The sequence below is a fragment of the Allobosea sp. NPDC055353 genome (assembly GCF_053644975.1).
This window is the reverse complement of sequence record NZ_JBSHMC010000004.1, coordinates 398,565-416,202: the sequence shown is the minus strand read 5'-3', so window position 1 is coordinate 416,202 and position 17,638 is coordinate 398,565. Positions and strand designations below refer to the sequence as shown.

The 17,638-nt window shown below is 67.3% G+C and carries 17 protein-coding genes; 10 read left to right on the top strand and 7 right to left on the bottom strand.

Translation table 11 applies throughout. The features are described 5' to 3' along the window. Positions 1-235 precede the first annotated feature (235 nt). Genes ACWIEX_RS25025 through ACWIEX_RS25015 form a run of 3 tightly spaced genes read right to left on the bottom strand, consistent with a single transcriptional unit; the run spans position 236 to position 3,115 of the window. Positions 236-1,060, bottom strand: a complete 825-nt coding sequence (locus ACWIEX_RS25025) for a heme ABC transporter ATP-binding protein (protein ID WP_454035613.1) — start codon at positions 1,058-1,060, stop codon at positions 236-238. Then, positions 1,053-2,132, bottom strand: coding sequence for a FecCD family ABC transporter permease (locus ACWIEX_RS25020; protein WP_454035612.1), 1,080 nt, complete (start codon positions 2,130-2,132; stop codon positions 1,053-1,055). The genes ACWIEX_RS25025 and ACWIEX_RS25020 overlap by 8 nt, the downstream gene beginning before the upstream one ends. A 23-nt stretch (positions 2,133-2,155) precedes the next feature. Next, complete coding sequence (locus tag ACWIEX_RS25015; protein WP_454035611.1) at positions 2,156-3,115, bottom strand: heme/hemin ABC transporter substrate-binding protein; 960 nt, start codon at positions 3,113-3,115, stop codon at positions 2,156-2,158. A gap of 360 nt (positions 3,116-3,475) precedes the next feature. Here ACWIEX_RS25015 and hmuQ point away from each other — a divergent pair, with 360 nt between their 5' ends. The 3 genes from hmuQ to ACWIEX_RS25000 all read left to right on the top strand — a co-directional run bounded on the left by hmuQ (position 3,476) and on the right by ACWIEX_RS25000 (position 5,953). Next, complete coding sequence (gene hmuQ / locus ACWIEX_RS25010; protein WP_454035642.1) at positions 3,476-3,823, top strand: heme-degrading protein HmuQ; 348 nt, start codon at positions 3,476-3,478, stop codon at positions 3,821-3,823. 10 nt (positions 3,824-3,833) lie between these two features. After that, a complete protein-coding gene (gene hutX / locus ACWIEX_RS25005; protein ID WP_454035610.1) occupies positions 3,834-4,355 on the top strand; it encodes a heme utilization cystosolic carrier protein HutX in 522 nt (173 codons plus the stop codon). Positions 4,356-4,495: 140 nt separating this feature from the next. Beyond that, positions 4,496-5,953: a hypothetical protein gene (locus ACWIEX_RS25000; protein ID WP_454035609.1), complete on the top strand. Its 1,458-nt coding sequence runs from the start codon at positions 4,496-4,498 to the stop codon at positions 5,951-5,953. Positions 5,954-6,020: 67 nt separating this feature from the next. On the opposite strand, the gene ACWIEX_RS24995 is transcribed toward ACWIEX_RS25000, so the two are convergent. Continuing rightward, positions 6,021-6,743, bottom strand: coding sequence for a fused DSP-PTPase phosphatase/NAD kinase-like protein (locus ACWIEX_RS24995; RefSeq protein WP_454035608.1), 723 nt, complete (start codon positions 6,741-6,743; stop codon positions 6,021-6,023). Positions 6,744-6,895: 152 nt separating this feature from the next. Between ACWIEX_RS24995 and ppa the strand changes: the two genes are divergently transcribed. Further along, positions 6,896-7,432, top strand: coding sequence for an inorganic diphosphatase (ppa, locus tag ACWIEX_RS24990; RefSeq protein WP_061965715.1), 537 nt, complete (start codon positions 6,896-6,898; stop codon positions 7,430-7,432). A gap of 157 nt (positions 7,433-7,589) precedes the next feature. Here ppa and ACWIEX_RS24985 read toward each other — a convergent pair whose 3' ends face one another. Further along, positions 7,590-8,465 carry an HpcH/HpaI aldolase/citrate lyase family protein gene (locus tag ACWIEX_RS24985; RefSeq protein WP_454035607.1) on the bottom strand — a complete coding sequence of 292 codons (876 nt, stop codon included), beginning with the start codon at positions 8,463-8,465 and terminating at the stop codon, positions 7,590-7,592. A gap of 91 nt (positions 8,466-8,556) precedes the next feature. On the opposite strand from ACWIEX_RS24985, the gene ACWIEX_RS24980 reads away from it, so the two are divergent. From ACWIEX_RS24980 to ACWIEX_RS24955, 6 genes are all read left to right on the top strand, one after another. Beyond that, on the top strand, positions 8,557-10,269 hold the full coding sequence (locus ACWIEX_RS24980) for a serine/threonine dehydratase (RefSeq protein WP_454035606.1): 1,713 nt from the start codon (positions 8,557-8,559) through the stop codon (positions 10,267-10,269). A gap of 216 nt (positions 10,270-10,485) precedes the next feature. Continuing rightward, the gene (locus tag ACWIEX_RS24975) at positions 10,486-11,547 is read left to right on the top strand and encodes a MaoC family dehydratase (RefSeq protein WP_454035605.1); all 1,062 of its coding nucleotides are present in this window, start codon (positions 10,486-10,488) and stop codon (positions 11,545-11,547) included. 154 nt (positions 11,548-11,701) lie between these two features. Then, positions 11,702-12,100: a succinate dehydrogenase, cytochrome b556 subunit gene (gene sdhC, locus ACWIEX_RS24970; RefSeq protein ID WP_454035641.1), complete on the top strand. Its 399-nt coding sequence runs from the start codon at positions 11,702-11,704 to the stop codon at positions 12,098-12,100. Positions 12,101-12,111: 11 nt separating this feature from the next. Next, complete coding sequence (gene sdhD, locus ACWIEX_RS24965; protein ID WP_454035604.1) at positions 12,112-12,504, top strand: succinate dehydrogenase, hydrophobic membrane anchor protein; 393 nt, start codon at positions 12,112-12,114, stop codon at positions 12,502-12,504. Between the two features lie 4 nt (positions 12,505-12,508). Then, a complete protein-coding gene (gene sdhA, locus ACWIEX_RS24960) occupies positions 12,509-14,341 on the top strand; it encodes a succinate dehydrogenase flavoprotein subunit (RefSeq protein ID WP_454035603.1) in 1,833 nt (610 codons plus the stop codon). A 9-nt stretch (positions 14,342-14,350) separates the two neighbouring features. Further along, positions 14,351-15,136, top strand: coding sequence for a succinate dehydrogenase iron-sulfur subunit (locus ACWIEX_RS24955; protein ID WP_454035602.1), 786 nt, complete (start codon positions 14,351-14,353; stop codon positions 15,134-15,136). 285 nt (positions 15,137-15,421) lie between these two features. On the opposite strand, the gene ACWIEX_RS24950 is transcribed toward ACWIEX_RS24955, so the two are convergent. Both ACWIEX_RS24950 and ACWIEX_RS24945 read right to left on the bottom strand, forming a co-directional pair. Continuing rightward, positions 15,422-16,663: an NAD(P)/FAD-dependent oxidoreductase gene (locus tag ACWIEX_RS24950; RefSeq protein WP_454035601.1), complete on the bottom strand. Its 1,242-nt coding sequence runs from the start codon at positions 16,661-16,663 to the stop codon at positions 15,422-15,424. Then, a complete protein-coding gene (locus ACWIEX_RS24945) occupies positions 16,660-17,463 on the bottom strand; it encodes a glutamine amidotransferase (RefSeq protein ID WP_454035600.1) in 804 nt (267 codons plus the stop codon). The genes ACWIEX_RS24950 and ACWIEX_RS24945 overlap by 4 nt, the downstream gene beginning before the upstream one ends. Positions 17,464-17,638 lie beyond the last annotated feature (175 nt).

Sequence of the window (17,638 nt, the reverse complement as noted above, 5' to 3'; positions counted from 1 at the left end):
GTGAAGCGGTGATTCAGGATGAATCACCGGTGAATTCTGCTCTAGGCGTACTTGGCGCCTCGATCGCCGCAGTTTTAGGCAACGCCCTTGTCATTCCGGGGCGCGCCATAGGCGCGAACCCGGAACCCACGACTGGGTATATCATCCGATGCCCGGTTGCAGGCCGCCCACCCGGTCGTGGGTTCCGGGTTCTGCGCTGCGCGAAGCCCCGGAATGACAAGGAGGCAACCGAGCCTCAAGCTGCCGGACGGGCGCGGTGCTGCTGCGGCAGCAGGAAGGGCAGGCCAGGCGCGGGCGCGCGGCTCAGCGTCAGATCGACCTTGAAAACCTGTCGCAGCAGGGCGTCGTCCAGCGTCTTCGCCGGCGGGCCCTGCGCGATGATCCGGCCCTGATCCATCACGACGAGATGGTCGGCATAGGTCACCGCGAGGTTGAGGTCGTGCAGCACGATCAGCACCGCGACGCCGCGGGCTGCGATGGCGCGGGCCATGTCGAGCAGCGCGAGCTGGTGGCAGAGGTCGAGGCTGGCGATCGGCTCGTCCAGAAACAGAACCTGCCGCTCGGCGACGCTGCGGCCGGCTTCGAGCTGGCAGAGCACGCGGGCGAACTGGACGCGCTGCTGCTCGCCGCCGGAGAGCGTCTGATAACGCCGACCGGCGAGGTCGATCACACCGGCCGCGGCGAGGCTCTCGGCGACGATCGCCTCGCGCCGCTGGCGGGTCAGGGCCCGGCCGATGCCGTCGACGCCGAGGCTCGCGACCTCGTAGACGCTGAAGGGGAAGGCGAGGCGGGCATGCTGGGCCATGACCGCGCGCAGGCAGGCGAGGCGCCAGGCGGGGACCGATGCGAGCGCCTCGCCGGCGATGCGGATATCGCCGCCGGCCGGCTTGATCTCGCCGGTCAGGAGCTTGAGCAGCGTCGATTTGCCGGCGCCGTTGGGGCCGATCAGGATCGTCGTCGTGCCCCCGGTGAGCTCGAGGCTGGCGTCAGCGACGAGCTTGCGCCCGCTCGCGAGGAAGCTGACGCCATGGCCGGAGAGGATCGGGTTCGCGTCAGACATCGATCAGGCTCGTGCGGCGGAGCAGCAGCCAGAGGAAGAAGGGCGCGCCGATCGTGGCGGTGACGATGCCGATCGGCAGCTCGGCGGGGACGACGATCAGGCGCGCGACGATATCGGCGCCGACCAGCAGCATCGCGCCGCCCAAAGCCGAGAGCGGCAGCAGCAGGCGATGATCCGGGCCGACGCTAAGCCGGATCAGATGCGGCACGACGATGCCGACGAAGCCGATCAGGCCGGCGGTAGCAACGCTGGCGCCGACGGCGAGCGCGACCAGCAGGATCGCCAGCGCCTTGATGCGCTGGACGGGGATGCCGAGATGGTAGGCCTCGGCTTCGCCGAGCATCAGCCCGTTCAGGCCGCGCGCCAGCAGCGGCATCAGGAGAAGCAGCGGCAGGATGATCGGTGCGACCACCGTCAGCTTGGTCCAGCTCGCGCCGCCGAGGCTGCCGAGCGACCAGAAGGTCAGGTCGCGCAATTGCCGGTCGTCCGACATGAAGGCGAGCAGGCCGGTCAGCGCGCCCGCGAGCGCGCCGAGCGCGACGCCGGCCAGCAGCATCGTGGCGACCGAGGTGCGGCCACCGCGGGTCGCGATCAGATAGAGCGCCAGCGTCGAGATCAGGCCGCCGCAGAAGGCGCCGGCCGGCAGGGCGGCGAAGGGCAGCTTCATCATCGTGCCGGCGAGCAAGCGATCGCCCAGCACGATGGTGGTGGCTGCCGCCAGCGCCGCGCCGCTGGAGACGCCGACGAGGCCGGGATCGGCAAGCGGATTGCGGAACAGCCCCTGCATCAGGGCGCCGGAGACGGCGAGGCCGGCGCCGACGAGCAGGCCGAGAAGCACGCGCGGCAGGCGGATGTTGAGGACGACGAGGACATCGCGGCCTTCGAGCAAGGTGGTGTCCCCGGAGAGCCGCGCCATCAGGATTTCGGCGACGCGGCCGGGTGCGATCGAGATCGCGCCCTGGCCGATGGCGACGACGGTCAGGAGCAGGCAGGCGAGGCCAAGACCGGCAACCGCGAGCAGGCCGGTGCGACGCCGGCCGGCGATCAGCGTCGTCAGGGGCGATGAAGCCATGGTCGGGGACGGTGCCGCGAGGGTCACGGGGCGGCGGCGGTCTTGAGCGGCGGAATCGCGGCTTCCGGGTAGATCGCGGCCATCAGGTCGCGCGCTGCCATCGGCGTGCGCGGCCCGAAGCCGAGCAGGTAGAGCCCGTCCATATGGACCAGCCGCTTGCCGGTCGCGGCCGGGGTCTGGGAGAAGGCGGGCATCGCGAAGAGCTCGTCGGGCGTGGTGTTATGAGCGCTGCTGTTGCGCATCATCAGCACCATGTCCGGCGCGGCGGCGGCGATCGCCTCGTCCGTCATCGGCTTGTAGCCCTCGATCGCATCGGCGACGTTGATGCCGCCGGCGAGCGTGATGATGCCGTCGGCCGAGCTGTTGCGGCCGCCGACCATGGCGCGGCCGTTCTGGAGCGAGAGCAGGAAGAGGACCCGCTTCTTCTTGGCGATGCCGGAGCGCAGCGTGGCGAGCTCGTCGAAGCGCGCCCTGGTCTGCGCCGCCAGGCGCTCGGCCGGGGCGGCAGCGCCGATCGCGGCGCCGATCGCGGCGATCTTGCTGGTGACCCCGTCCGGGGTCAGCCCGTCATGGATGCGGGCGATCTTCACGCCGGATTCGGTGAGCAGCGAGACGGCATCGGGGGGGCCGGCGCCATCGATCGCCATGATCAGGGAAGGCTTCAACGAAAGCACGCCCTCGGCCGAGAGCGCGCGGACATAGCCGACATTCGCCTTCTGCTTCAGCGCCTCGGGCGGGAACTGGCTAGTCGAGTCGACACCGACGATGCGGTCCTGCAGGCCGAGCGCATAGATCACCTCGGTGATGACGCCGCCGGCGACGACGATGCGATCCGGCGTCTGGGCAAGCGCCGCGCCCGGCAAGGCGGCGGGGAGTGCGAGCCCACCGAGGCCGAGCGCGCTCAAGGCGAGCGCTGCGGTCATCTCGCGACGGTTCGGCTGCCGCCGGCCGTCATGCGCTTTGGTGATGCGCGAGCCAGACATATCGCAACTCCATTCGGGCCCAGACGGAGGATTCTACCGACGCGGGCGCCAGGCAAGAAGGTTGTATCCAGTTTAAAATCATTCAATACAAAGCAGAACCTGTTTTTAATTATTCAAAACAAGATCTGCTTTACAGTATTATTGACGCTGATATGAGGCTTTACTACAAGGGGTCAAGGGCAACGCCGATGCGCGGCCGGCTTCGTCGGGCGAGATCGCCCGAGAGTGGCCTGCCGGCCATGTGCATTTCCGGGTCGAGCCCTCCTTCCGGAGGCGATCGAACGGATGGCGGCTGCCCTGCCGCGATCGCGGCATCGTTCGTTTCCGCCGGCTCCGGCGCGTCAGATGCAGGGTTTACCGATGTTCATCGCCATGAATCGCTTCAAGGTCGTCAAGGGCGAGGAAGCCGCCTTCGAGACGGTCTGGTCCTCGCGCAAGACCCGGCTCGACGAGATGCCGGGCTTCCTTTCCTTCCATCTGCTGAAGGGGCCGGAGAAGGAGGATCACACGCTCTATTCCTCCCATACGAGCTGGGCCTCGAAGGAGGATTTCGTGACCTGGACCAAGTCCGAGCAGTTCCGCGAATCGCATCGCAATGCCGGCCAGCCGCGCCCGAAGCCGATGTATCTCGGCCATCCCGAGTTCGAAGGCTTCGAAACCGTCCTGAGCGAGAGCAACCCGCACCTGCCCCGCCAGGCGGCCGAGTGAGGCTTACCCGATGACGACCGCCGACATCACCGCGCAGGACCCGATGGAGCATGCGCGTGCCTTGCTCGCCGCCAAGCCGGACGGCCTGATCGAGGCCGTCGCCCGCGAGGCCAAGGTCTCGACGCGCGCGGTCCTCGAACTCCTGCCCGCCGGGCAGCGCCAGCTCGTGGCGCCCGAGCGCTTCGAGGATGTCTGGAAGGAGCTGGCGACCTGGGGGACGGTGCTCTTCCTGATGCATACGCCCGACATCGTTCTGGAATGCGAAGGCTCGCTGCCGATCGGCAGCTTCGGCCATGGCTACTACAACATTCATGGCGACAGCCCGATCGGCGGGCATATCAAGGCCGAGAACTGCCGGGCGATCTATCTGGTCGACCGCTCCACCGCGCAGGGCCGGCGCGCCTGCTCGGTGCAGTTCTTCAACGGCTCCGGCGAGGTGATGTTCAAGGTCTTCGTGCGGCGCGATGCCGCGCGGGAACTGCTGCCGGACCAGCTGGCGCGGTTCGAGGCGCTCAAGACAAAATTCGCCTGAGCCGCGAAAAAAACGTCATGGTGCGATTTATGCTCCGCGCGGTACAAGCCGCGCGAAGCGGTATCAGTGACGGGCATGAGCGGAATTAACCTATCGTTAACCATGTTGACGCAGCCTTCGCGGCAGAAGGCCCGTCGGGCATGACCGCACAGCGAGACCGCGAGCTCTCGGGCGACGCGGCAGCCACGCCCGATGAAAGGCTGTCCGACGGTTCGACGATGGGGGGCGATATGGCCGCGCATGTCACCATGGAGCGAGCCCTCCTGCCGCATGACCGCCCGACATTCAGCGTTGCGGCCGGTCGACGGTTCGTGGCGGAGCGGGTTCCAGCCCTGCGCTCGGGTTTCGGCTCCGCAGTCCTGCTGGGTCTGCGCTTCATCCAGGCCCGGCTGATCTCGGTCTGGGGCCTGATCATTGCGGCCGCCCTGTGCCCGCCCTTCGTGTTCGCCGCCTTCGCCGTGTTTTCCGCGGCTGCGAATTTCGTCGCGACCGCCTCGCTGCTGCGGCTGGAGGCGGTGTTCTTCCGGAGCAGCGATCGGGCCCGGCTCGGCCTCGCCTTCCGGCTGGCTGCGGCTGTGGGCGCGGGTTTTCTCGCCATCGCCACCGTCGTGCTGATCGGCCTTGCCATAGCCGGCTGGGTCGCGCCGGCCGTCGCCTTCTTCTTCCTGGTCACGCTGGCGGCGCGTTCGGTGCTGCGCCTGCTCTGGTCGGAAGCGACCGCGGAAGGAGATTTCCGCGCCATCGGCAACAGCAATGTCGTCCAGGCCGTGGTGCAGCCCATCATCATGCTGATCCTGATCTGGATCTTCGGACCGAAGGCGCTCGCGCTCTTCATGGCCGACGCGCTCGGGCATGTGCTGGCAGCCGCTTATATCCTGCAGCGCCGGCGGGATGCCATCGCCGAGCTGATCCGGCCGTCCTTGTGGTCCCGGCGCAGCCTTGCCGAGGCGGCGTTCCGCTGGCGCGATGCGCCGCAGGCACTATTGCCTTCGACGTTGCTCTCCTACGGCTTCGTGATCGCGCCGCTGCTGGCCCTGCCCTATGCTAGCAACACCGTGCTCGCGGCGCAGGTCGCCCTGTCGATGCGGCTGCTGGACGTGCCAACCCAGATGTTCGGCACCGTCTCGATCCCGCTCGTGCTCAACCGGTTGCGTTCCTATGCCGGCCCGCGAAGGCGTTTCTGGGCGCGGATCATGTCCCTCGGCCTGATCGTCGGCGCGACGGCGCTGTTCAGCATCATCGCCCTGGCCTCGCTCGTGGCCGATCATTGGCTGATCGGGACGCAATGGCAGGATCTGGGCGAAGTCGTCGCGCTGCTGGCGGCGTTCTATATCGGCATTGCCGTGCTAGGACCGCTGCAGGAAGTGGCGACGTTGTCGCGCCAGCCCTTCTGGCAGGTTGTGATCAATGCCGGGGCGCTCCTGGCGATCGTGGCGGCAATGGCGTGGTTCGGGGCGCTGTCGCCGGAGCTGCTTCACACGATCGGCGTCATTTCGATCCTGCGGACGCTGATGCATACGCTGTTCATCTGGCTGCATCTCGACGATACCGCAGAGGCGCCGTCGGATGGCCTTGCCGCTTCGGGCACGGCCCGCTGAGCGGCCGGCTTTTTATCCATCGCATCGCCTTTATGCGAACCGGCGCCCGCGTCGTCTGAGAATGCTTCTATTCCCGGCGGATCAGCTTGTCGGCGACCAGCGACGACAGGAGCCCCGGCTTGAATTCCCGCTCCAGGCGCTCGGGGTCGTAGATCGTGGCGACCCAGTCCAGGAAAGCGATGCCCTTCGCCTCGCCCTCGCGGCGATAGGCCACGAAGAAGGCGTCGAGGATGCCGGTCTTGGCGAAGCGGAAATGGCCGTAGCGCAGCGAGAGCTGGCGCATCGCCTCGTCGAGCGGGCGCCCTTCATGGATCAGCAGGTAGAGCGCCGAGAAGAAGCCGGCCCGGTCGGCGCCGGACTTGCAATGCACCAAGGCGGGTTCGTCGAGGCTGTCGAAGAAGGCCTTGGCACCGAGAATGGTCTCGCGCTCCGGCGCGCCACGCGAGCGCAGCACGAAATCGACCAGCTGAATGCCGTGGCGCTCGCAGGCTTCCTTCTGGAGCGGCCAGGAGCCGTGCTCGCGCCCGCCGCGCAGGTTGACGATGGTCTTGACGCCCTTGCGCGCGAAGGCCGCGATCTGGCCGGGCGCGGGCTGGGCCGCGCGCCACAGCCGCGGCGTGACGCGGTGTGCATTGAGATAGGCGAGCCGGAAGATGCCGTGATCGACCAGCAGCATGTTGGCCCAGGCGCGCAGGCGCTGGCCGCGGCCCTCGATCGGCCGGTCCCAGCGGGCGATGCGGGCCATGCGGCGGGCATAGCGCTCTTCGTCGGGTCGCAGGCGGCTCAGCACGGCCTGATCTCGGGGCTGTTCATGGGGCGCCCGATAGCAGCGCGGGCGCGTCGGCGCAAATCATCAGGCGATATGCGATCACGGAAGGGCTTGGCGTTTTCGCCACGAACTTGCATAAGGCCCGGCAAAATTCCCAAGCGACAGGTTCCAGCATGCGCATCGACGCCATCTCCATCGGCAAGAACCCGCCCGAAGAAGTCAATGTCCTGATCGAGGTGGCGATCGGGGGCGAGCCGATCAAGTACGAGATGGACAAGGAAGCCGGCACGCTCTTCGTCGACCGCTTCCTCTATACGCCGATGCGCTATCCCGGGAATTACGGCTTCATCCCGCATACGCTCTCGGAAGATGGCGATCCCTGCGACGTGCTCGTCGCCAATACCCGCCCGCTGGTGCCGGGCTCGTATATCGCGGTTCGGCCGATCGGCGTGATGCTGATGGAGGACGAGGCCGGCGGCGACGAGAAGATCATCGCCGTGCCTGTGCCGAAGCTGACCAAGCGCTACGAGAACGTGCACAACTACACCGACCTGCCGCAGATCACGCTCGACCAGATCCAGCACTTCTTCGAGCACTACAAGGATCTCGAGCCCGGAAAATGGGTCAAGCTCAAGGGCTGGGGCGATGCCGCCATGGCCAAGAAGCTGATCACCGAGGCGATCGATCGGGCGAAGGCTGCGAAGGGCTGAGTGTCATCCCGCACGCGCTGCGGCACGTGAGTGTCGCGGCGCAGATGCGGGATGGTCTTCAGGATAAGGCGCCCTCTCGTCGCACGGTCCCGTGTCTGCGCAGCAGCACTCACGTGCCGCAGCGCGCACGGGATGACGCCCGTCGGCCGTGCAGTCCCTACGCCGCGATCGCTTCCGCCAGCGCGACCGTGCGGCGCGCCATCTCGGCATGGAGCAGTTCGACCATGCGGCCGTCGAGCTGGATCGCGCCCTTGCCCGCGTTCTCCGGCAGGTCGAAAGCGGCGATGACCGCCCGGGCCTTTGTCAGTTCGGCCTCGTCAGGCGCAAAGACCGCGTTGGCCACCGCGACCTGCGAGGGGTGGATCAGGGTGCGGCCATCGAAGCCGAGATCGCGGCCCTGCTCGCATTCGGCGAGAAAACCGGCCTCGTCCTTGATGTCGTTATAGACGCCGTCGAGGATGTCGATGCCATGGGCGCGGGCGGCCAGCAGCGCGCTCGTCAGCCAGGGCAGCATCGGGGCGCGGCCGGGCACGAAGCGGGCGCGCGTCTCCTTGGCGAGGTCGTTGGTGCCCATGACGAAGCAGGCGAGGCGCGTCACCGGATCGCGGGCAGCGCGGGCGATGCGCTCGACGTCCAGGATAGCGAGCGGGGTCTCGATCATCGCCCAGATCGCGATGGCAGGGTCCGCCCAGAGGCCGTTCAGCAGGCCGCCGACCTCGTGCAGGGTTTCCGGCGCCGAAACCTTCGGGATCAGGATCGCCTGCGGCTTCGCCTCCGTGGCGGCGGCGAGATCCTCCGTGAACCACGGCGTGCCGGTGCCGTTGACGCGGATCACCAGCTCCCGCCGGCCATAGCCGCCGGCCTTCACGGCGGCGCAGACCTGTTCTCGCGCTGTCGCCTTGGCGTCGGGAGCGACGGCGTCCTCGAGGTCGAGGATCAGGACGTCGGCCGCGATCTCGCGGGCCTTCTCGAGCGCGCGGGCGTTCGAGCCGGGCATGTAGAGGGCGCTGCGGCGGGGGCGTATCGTGGTCATCGTCTCTCCTGACACGGGCCGGCTTGTATTGCGGTGCACATTAGAGCAGCGCAGTTGCAATGCCAGCGCTGCGAAAGGCGGAGGAAACGGCATGGCGTGGCTGGCCGGGGTCGATGGCTGCAAGGGCGGCTGGATCGTTGCCATTGCGTCCGATGAGGGGTCGGAGGCGCCGCTGATCCGGGTGGTGTCCCGCTTTGCCGATCTGTTCGCAGGCGAGATCGTGCCGGAGCTCGTTGCGGTCGACATGCCGATCGGCCTGCCGGACCGGGTCCAGGGCTCCGGGCGCGGGCCGGAGCAGGCGGTGCGTGCCTTGCTGGGCGACCGACAATCCTCTGTCTTCTCCATTCCGGCGCGCCGGGCCGTGGAGGCGACCGACTACTGGGAAGCCTGCGCGTTGGCGCTCGCAGCCTCCGATCCACCGCGCAAGGTCTCAAAGCAGGGCTTTCACCTGTTTCCGAAAATTCGGGAGATCGATGGTTTGCTACGGGCCGATGCTGGCCTGCGCGAGCGCGTCTTCGAGATTCACCCCGAACTCGCCTTCCGCACGATGCGAGGCGCGCCGCTGCTTCACCCCAAGAAGATCAAAAGCGTGGTCAATCCGGAAGGGCTGGCCGAGCGCCGGAACCTGCTGGTCGCAGCCGGCATTCCGACGGCGACGGCCGGCTGCCGCCCGCCGCGCGGGGCTGCGGCGGACGACCTGCTCGATGCCTTGGCAGCGCTGGTCGTCGCCCGGCACATTGCCGCCGGGCGCGGGCGGCCCTTCCCCGATCCACCGGGACGCGATAGCCACGGTCTTCCGATTGCGATCTGGACCTATTGTCCGGTTTCCGAGCCTCGTCAGGATATCGTCATGAGCGCACGCCCCGTCACCCGTCCGATGATCGAGGAAGCGGCTGCGCGCATCGCTGGCCATGCCCGGATCACGCCCGTGATGCGATTGGGCACAGGCGTTTTCGGTTCCGAGGCGGATATCTCGCTCAAGCTTGAATGCCTGCAGCATGCCGGCTCGTTCAAGACGCGTGGCGCCTTCAACAACCTGCTCTCCCTGCCGGTGCCGGCCTCCGGCGTTTCGGCCGCGTCCGGCGGCAACCATGGTGCGGCGGTGGCCTATGCCGCGATGAAGCGCGGCGTGAAGGCGACGATCTTCGTGCCGGAAATCTCGCCAGCCGCCAAGATCGACGCGATCAAGCGCTTCGGTGCCGATGTCGTGGTCGGCGGTGCGCAATATGATGATGCGCAGGCGGCCTGTGACCGTTTCGTCGCGGAGAGCGGCGCGCTGAAGATCCATCCTTTCGCCGCGGCAGAGACCATCACCGGCCAGGGCACGCTTGGCCGGGAGTGGGATTTGCAGGAGCCTGATCTCGACACCGTGCTCGTCGCGGTCGGCGGCGGCGGGCTGATCTCGGGCATCGCCAGCTGGTTCGCAGGCAGCAAGGTCAAGGTCGTCGGCGTCGAGCCGGAAGGCTCGCGCGCCTTGCAGGCGGCGTTCGACGCCAAGGGACCGGTCGAGGTCAAGGTCGCGTCGGTGGCGGCGGATTCGCTGGGCGCCCGCAATGTCGGCCAGCTCGTCTATGACGTGACCCGGGACAGCGTCGACCATGTCGCGCTCGTGCCGGATGCGGCGATCACCGAGGCGCAGGGCGTGCTCTGGCGCGATTTCCGCCTTGCGGTCGAGCCCGGCGGGGCGGCGGCTCTGGGCGCGCTGCTCTGCGGGGCCTACAAGCCTGCGCAGGGCGAGCGGCTCGGCGTGCTCGTCTGCGGCGCGAATGTCGATCTGGCGAAGCTCGCGGTGATCGTGGGGTGAACGCTTGTCATTCCGGGATGCTGCGTAGCGGCAGACCCGGAACCCACGACTGGGTGAGCGCTTCGAGGGCATTTTCCATGCGACAGGTCGCGCCCGGTCGTGGGTTCCGGGTTCGTCCCTGTGGGACGCCCCGGAATGACAAAGCTCGACCTTTCGTCGGGGCTGGACGTGAGCCTTCGTTGCAACGCACACTCGCCGCCCATCAGGAGGCGATGCATGCCCGGTTCTAGCCCTAAGACCAGTTCCGGCCGCTTCTTCGAGGATTTCCACCTCGGCGATACGATTGTCCATGCGACGCCGCGCACGGTGCGGGCCGGGGACGCGGCGCTCTATTCGGCGCTCTACGGCTCGCGCTTCGCGGTGCAATCCTCGGATGCTTTCGCGGCAAGCATCGGCTATCCGACCGCGCCGGTCGACGACCTGCTGGTCTTCCATATCGTCTTCGGCAAGACGGTGCCGGATGTCTCGCTCAATGCCGTCGCCAATCTCGGCTATGCCGATGGGCGCTTCCTCAGGCCGGTCTATCCGGGCGACACACTCTCGACGACGTCGGAGGTGATCGGGCTGAAGCAGACCTCTGCCGGCGATGCCGGTATCGTCTATGTCCGTTCGATCGGCCGCAACCAGCATGGCGAGATCGTACTCAGCTATGCGCGCTGGGTCCTGGTGCGCAAGCGCGAGCCGGGCACGCCGGCCCATGCCGAGCAGGTGCCCGATCTGGCCAAGGCCGTGCTGCCGGAGCAGCTCGGCGAGGGCTGTCCCCGGATCGAGCTCGCGGCCTATGACGACGCGCTGGCCGGCTCGCGCTTCCGCTGGGGCGATTATGCTGTCGGCGAGCGGATCGATCATGTCGACGGCATGACCGTCGAGGAGGCCGAGCACCAGCTCGCGACGCGGCTTTACCAGAATACCGCGCGGGTGCATTTCGACGCGCATGCGGCGCAAGGCAGTCGCTTCGGCAAGCGCCTGATCTATGGCGGCCATGTCATCAGCCTGGCGCGGGCGCTCTCCTTCAACGGGCTCGGCAACGCCTTCCATATCGCCGCGATCAATGGCGGGCGCCATGTCGCGCCGCTCTTTGCCGGCGACACGGTCTATGCCTGGAGCGAGGTGCTGGGGAGCGCCGAGCTTCCCGGCCGCAGCGATGTCGGCGCGTTGCGGCTGCGGCTGGTCGCGACCAAGAACCGACCTTGCGCGGATTTCCCGCTGAAGGCCGCAGATCAGTATGATCCAAGCGTGATTCTCGATTTCGACTACTGGGCGCTGCTGCCACGCTAACGTTTTCGTAACAAAATGACGATTTTCAGAATCTGTAACTTCGTTATGCGCATGCCGCATTGCAGCGCGGGGACGGTTTCGTTAGACAACCAGTCACTCTAGAATGATCCCAAATGGTCCGCGTGTTTTCGGCGGACCGCTTGATCGGAGAACGATATTGGCCGAGGTCAAGCCCGCAGCCCGCCCGCTTTCGCCCCACCTCCAGATCTACCGCTGGTCCTGGACGATGGCGATGTCCGTCGCCCACCGCGTCACCGGCACGGGGCTCTATCTCGGCACGGTGCTGATCGCCGCCTGGTTGGTCGCTGCCGCCTCCGGCCCCGCTGCCTTCGATACGGCGCAGGCGATCGCCGGCTCCTTCCTCGGACGGGTCGTGCTCTTCCTCTACAGCTTCTCGCTGATCCACCACATGTGCGGGGGCTTGAGGCATTTCGTCTGGGATACGGGCAAGGGCTATGAGCCGCAGACCCGGATGAACATGGCGAAGTTCACGCTCGTCGCCTCGGTGAGCCTGACGGTCCTGGTCTGGATCGTCGCCCTGGTCCTGCGCTGAGGAGCCCCGCCATGCTGTCCAATTCCTCGATGCGCACCCCGCTTGGCCGCGTCCGCGGCCTCGGTTCCGCCAAGTCCGGCACCGGCCATTTCTGGCTGCAGCGCGTCACCGCCGTCTCGAACCTGATCCTGACGGTGATCTTCATCGGCGTCGTCATTGCGCTGGTCGGCCGGCCGTATCCCGCCGCTGTCGCGCTCCTGTCGAACCCCTGCGTCGCGATCCTGATGCTGCTCTTCATCCTCTCGGCCTGCATCCATATGCGTCTAGGCATGCAGGTCGTCATCGAGGATTACGTCCATAACGAGGGGACCAAGGTCCTTGCCGTCATGGCCAACACCTTCTTCGCCATCGCGGTCGGCGCGGCCAGCGTCTACGCGGTGCTGAAGCTGTCTTTTGGAGGCTGATCCGATGGCGATCACAAAATCCCGCCCGGTCCCGGCCTATACCGGCACCGCCTATCCGATCACCGACCATACCTTCGACGTCGTCGTCGTCGGCGCTGGCGGCGCCGGCCTTCGCGCCACGGTCGGCTGCTCGCAGGCCGGCCTGCGCACCGCCTGCATCTCGAAGGTGTTCCCGACCCGCTCGCACACCGTCGCGGCCCAGGGCGGCGTCGCCGCCTCGCTCGGCAACATGGGCAAGGACACCTGGCAGTGGCACATGTACGACACCGTCAAGGGGTCGGACTGGCTCGGCGACCAGGACGCCATCGAATATCTCGTGCGCAACGCGCCGGCCGCCGTCTACGAGCTCGAGCACTGGGGCGTGCCCTTCTCGCGCACCGAGGACGGCCGCATCTACCAGCGCCCCTTCGGCGGCATGACCACCGAATTCGGCGAGGGCCCGCCGGCCCAGCGCACCTGCGCCGCCGCCGACCGCACCGGCCACGCCATGCTGCACACGCTCTACGGCCAGGCCCTGCGCTACAATACCGAGTTCTTCATCGAGTATTTCGCCATCGACCTGATCATGGACGAGGACGGCCATTGCCGCGGCGTGATCGCGCTCAAGCTCGATGACGGCACGCTGCACCGCTTCCGCGCCCAGCAGACCATCCTGGCGACTGGCGGCTATGGTCGCGCCTATTTCTCGGCGACCTCGGCGCATACCTGCACCGGCGACGGCGGCGGCATGGTGCTGCGTGCCGGCCTGCCGATGCAGGACATGGAGTTCGTGCAGTTCCACCCGACAGGCATCTACGGCTCGGGCTGCCTGATTACGGAAGGCGCGCGCGGCGAGGGCGGCTATCTCACCAATTCCGAGGGCGAGCGCTTCATGGAGCGTTATGCCCCGTCAGCCAAGGACCTCGCCTCGCGTGACGTCGTCTCGCGCTCGATGACGATGGAGATCCGGGCCGGCCGCGGTGTCGGCAAGGACAAGGACCACATCTACCTGCATCTCGACCATCTCGATCCGAAGATCCTGCACGAGCGCCTGCCCGGCATCTCGGAGAGCGCCAAGATTTTCGCCGGCGTCGACGTGACCCGCGAGCCGATCCCGGTCCTGCCGACCGTGCATTACAACATGGGCGGCATCCCCACGAACTATCACGGCGAAGTTCTGACCAAGGTCGGCGGCGATCCGGACACGGTGGTGCCCGGCCTGATGGCGATCGGCGAGGCGGCCTGCGTCTCGGTCCACGGCGCCAACCGCCTCGGCTCCAACTCGCTGATCGACCTCGTCGTGTTCGGCCGCGCGGCCGGCCTACGCTGCGCCGATACGGTGACGGCGGGCGAGAAGCAGCCGGAACTGCCGAAGGGCTCTTCGGATCTGGCGCTGACCCGTCTCGACAAGTACCGCAACGCTGCCGGCGGAACGCCGACCGCGGTGCTGCGCGACCGGATGCAGCGGACGATGCAGAACAACTGCGCCGTCTATCGCGAGGGCGACACGCTGGAAGAGGGCCACAAGCTCATCCACGAGGTTTGGAACGGCATCACCGATGTCGGCACCAAGGATCGCTCGCTGATCTGGAACTCCGATCTGATCGAGACCCTGGAATTCGACAACCTGATCACCCAGGCGGTCGTGACCATGGACTCGGCACTGAACCGTCCGGAAAGCCGCGGCGCCCATGCCCGCGAGGACTATCCGAACCGCGACGACAAGGACTGGATGAAGCACACGCTCGCCTGGATCGACGACGAGAAGCGTACGATCACGCTCGATGACCGGCCGGTGCACACTTACACGATGTCCAACGACATCGAGTACATCAAGCCCAAGGCACGGGTGTACTGAGGAACTCCGATGGCTGAATTCACTCTTCCGAAGAACTCCCGCCTCGTCGAGGGCAAGGCCTGGCCGAAGCCGGCCGGCGCCAAGAAGCTGACCGAGTTCAAGGTCTATCGCTGGAGCCCGGACGACACCGAGAATCCGCGCACCGACACTTATTATGTCGACCGCGACGATTGCGGGCCGATGGTTCTCGATGCGCTGATCTGGATCAAGAACAAGGTCGACCCGACCCTGACCTTCCGCCGTTCCTGCCGCGAGGGCATCTGCGGTTCCTGCGCCATGAACATGGACGGCAAGAACGGGCTGGCCTGCACCACCGGCATCGACGAATGCGGCGCCAAGGGCAGGGTCGCGATCTACCCGCTGCCGCATATGCCCGTGGTCAAGGACCTCGTGCCGGACCTGACGCGCTTCTATGCCCAGCACGCCTCGATCGAGCCCTGGCTGAAGACGACGACGCCGGCCCCCGAGAAGGAATGGCGCCAGGCCAAGGACGACCGCGAGAAGCTCGACGGGCTCTACGAGTGCATCCTCTGCGCCTGCTGCTCGACCTCCTGCCCGAGCTACTGGTGGAACGGCGACCGCTATCTCGGCCCGGCCGCGCTGCTGCAGGCCTATCGCTGGCTGATCGATAGCCGCGACGAGGCGACGGGCGAGCGCCTCGACGATCTGGAAGATCCCTTCCGGCTCTATCGCTGCCACACCATCATGAACTGCGCTAATGCCTGCCCGAAGGGGTTGAACCCGGCAAAGGCGATTGCCGAGGTCAAGAAGATGATGGTCGCCCGCCAGGTCTGAGCCGGGGCGAATGCTACTGGCGCGGCCGTCTGACGCGACGGCCTGCGCTTCCGGTGCTCACGTACTGATGTACGCTCCGCTCCGGTTCTCGGCCGCCACGCCAGCCGGCTCACACCAGCGCCTTCGCGCTCGGCTCAGCAGCGTATCATCCCGTGCGCGCTGCAGCGTGCAACGCTGCTGCGCAGACACGGGATCGCGTCATGAGAAGGCGCCTTTTCCTGAAGACGGTCCCGCATCTGCGCAGCAGCACTGCGTGCCGCAACGCGTGCGGGATGACACGCTTCATCAGCCGATGTAGCGGCCCGGCCGGAACGGCTTCGGGTCGATCGGCGGCTTTTCCCCGCAGACCATCGCAGCGATCATTTCGCCGGTGATCGGGCCGGTCGAGAAGCCGATATGCTGGTTGCCGAAGGCGAGCCAGAGCCCGGGATTGCGCGGCGCCTCGCCGATCATCGGCAATGAATCCGGCAGGGTCGGTCGCGCGCCGCGCCAGGTTTCGCCGACGACCTCGCCGAGCGGGAATGCCTCGCGGGCCGCGGCGGTCGCGCCGTCGATCTGGCGGTGTTCGTCCGGTGCGTCGCGGAAGGAGAGGTCGACGCCGCTGGTGACGCGAAAACCCTGCCCCATCGGGGCCATGTAATAGGCACCGTCGACATCGTAGATCGGTCGCGACAGGCCGGTGCCGGCTTCCGGCCTGAGATGGCGGTGATAGCCTCGCTCGACATCGAGTTTCGGATCGATCCCGAGCGGCTTCAGCAAATCGCCGCTCCAGGGGCCGAGCGCGACCACAACGATATCGGCCTCGAACGAGCCCGAAGCGGTGCTGGCGCGCCAGCCATTGCCGTTGCGGGCGAGCCCGGTGATCGCAGCCTGCTCGATCCGGCCGCCGCGTTGGGCGAAGAGGGCGGCATAGGCTTCGGTGACGGCGCCGGGGGAATCGACCGAGCCGACGCAGGGGATCAGGAGCCCGGCCGGGAAGATCGGGTTCAGGCTGGGCTCGATGCCGGAAATGCCCTGCCGGTCGAGAACCTGCGATTCGATGCCATGGCGTTTCAGGAAATCATGCTCGGCCCGGGCGGCCTCATGGCCGGCTTCGGTGCGCCAGAGCTTGATCGTGCCGGTCTCGCGCAGGCGGTGCGAGACGCCGGCCTCGGCCATCAGCGCGCGGTGGCGCTCGACCGTGCTCGCCGTCAGCGCCTGCAGGGCGGTGATGCGGGCCTTCGCTTGCGAGGGCCGTGCCTCCCAGAGGAAGCGCAGCAGCCAGCCCGGACGGCTGAAAGCGCGAGCCCAGCTCAGGTTGAGCGCGGGATGGCGGTTGCCGAGATAGCCGGTGATCTTGGCGTAGAGCGAGGGGTTGTTGAGCGGCAGGATCGAGGAGGCCGCGAGCACGCCGGCATTGCCGTAGGAGGTTTCGCGTCCGGGCTCCTTGCGGTCGACCAGCGTGACCGCGATGCCGCGCTTCTGGAGCGCGAGCGCGCAGGAGACGCCGACCATGCCGGCGCCGAGGACGAGAGCTGTACGGGTCAAGGTGATGTCGTTCCGGCTGCCGCCGGCTCCTTCAGCCAATGGTCGAGGAAGGCGTCGAGCCAGAGCCGGATCGCCGGGTCATGCTGGAACCAGCCGGGGACATGGGTGTGGCCGAGTTGGGCACCGGGCATCAGCGTGCGCTCATAGCCGCGCACCGACCAGCGATACATCATCGCCGGCGTCACCTCCGGGTGGAACTGGAGGCCATAGGCCTTGCTGCCGGCGCGGATGGCCTGCACGGGGAAATCCCCACCCGTGGCGAGGCATTCCGCGCCGTTGGGGCAGTCGAAGCCGTCGCGGTGCCATTGATAGACCGTGCCGGGCCAGGTGAAGCCGGCTGCCGCTGCATGGGAATGGCCGGCATCGGTGACGGCGAGCGGGTAATAGCCGACCTCGGCCCGGCCCTCGCCATGGGTATAGACGCGCGCACCCATATGCTTGGCCAGCATCTGCGCGCCGAGGCAGATGCCGAGGAAGGCGGCATCCTCCTTCAGGCAGGTGCCGATCCAGTCGATCTCGGCCTTGACGAAATCCTCGGGATCGTTGGCGCCCATCGGGCCGCCGAAGATCACGGCGCCGGCATGCTCGCGCATTGTCTGCGGCAGGGGATCGCCGAAGCGCGGCTTGCGGATGTCGAGCGCATGGCCGCGCGCTTGCAGGAGCCGGCCGACGCGGCCGGGCGTCGAATGCTCCTGATGCAGCACGATGAGCACCGGCTTGGGCGCGGGCCTCGGCTTGCGGGCGGTAAGGGGGGAGCGGGTGCGGCGAGCCGGGTGCAAGGGGAAGGCGTGGTGGTTCATCACGGACTTCAAGGTCGCTCGCGCGTGATCATCAGGAGAGGACGGCGCGCGGAGCCATGCCAGATCGCCTCCGAGCATGCGGTTCCAGACGGAACGAAGCAAGCGATTTATGCGCGCAAATGCGGCAATGATCCGGCAATTCCTGCATGGACCTGTCGCGACGCTGGCGACCGGA

Coding starts and splice junctions, on each gene's coding strand:
- hmuQ (WP_454035642.1), top strand. CDS start 3,476: ATGTTCATCGCCATGAATCGCTTCAAGGTCGTCAAGGGCGAGGAAGCC.
- ppa (WP_061965715.1), top strand. CDS start 6,896: ATGCGCATCGACGCCATCTCCATCGGCAAGAACCCGCCCGAAGAAGTC.
- ACWIEX_RS25015 (WP_454035611.1), bottom strand. CDS start 3,115: ATGTCTGGCTCGCGCATCACCAAAGCGCATGACGGCCGGCGGCAGCCG.
- sdhD (WP_454035604.1), top strand. CDS start 12,112: ATGCTGTCCAATTCCTCGATGCGCACCCCGCTTGGCCGCGTCCGCGGC.
- ACWIEX_RS25000 (WP_454035609.1), top strand. CDS start 4,496: ATGACCGCACAGCGAGACCGCGAGCTCTCGGGCGACGCGGCAGCCACG.
- ACWIEX_RS25025 (WP_454035613.1), bottom strand. CDS start 1,060: ATGTCTGACGCGAACCCGATCCTCTCCGGCCATGGCGTCAGCTTCCTC.
- sdhA (WP_454035603.1), top strand. CDS start 12,509: ATGGCGATCACAAAATCCCGCCCGGTCCCGGCCTATACCGGCACCGCC.
- ACWIEX_RS24975 (WP_454035605.1), top strand. CDS start 10,486: ATGCCCGGTTCTAGCCCTAAGACCAGTTCCGGCCGCTTCTTCGAGGAT.
- ACWIEX_RS25020 (WP_454035612.1), bottom strand. CDS start 2,132: ATGGCTTCATCGCCCCTGACGACGCTGATCGCCGGCCGGCGTCGCACC.
- ACWIEX_RS24985 (WP_454035607.1), bottom strand. CDS start 8,465: ATGACCACGATACGCCCCCGCCGCAGCGCCCTCTACATGCCCGGCTCG.
- ACWIEX_RS24955 (WP_454035602.1), top strand. CDS start 14,351: ATGGCTGAATTCACTCTTCCGAAGAACTCCCGCCTCGTCGAGGGCAAG.
- hutX (WP_454035610.1), top strand. CDS start 3,834: ATGACGACCGCCGACATCACCGCGCAGGACCCGATGGAGCATGCGCGT.
- ACWIEX_RS24945 (WP_454035600.1), bottom strand. CDS start 17,463: ATGAACCACCACGCCTTCCCCTTGCACCCGGCTCGCCGCACCCGCTCC.
- ACWIEX_RS24980 (WP_454035606.1), top strand. CDS start 8,557: ATGGCGTGGCTGGCCGGGGTCGATGGCTGCAAGGGCGGCTGGATCGTT.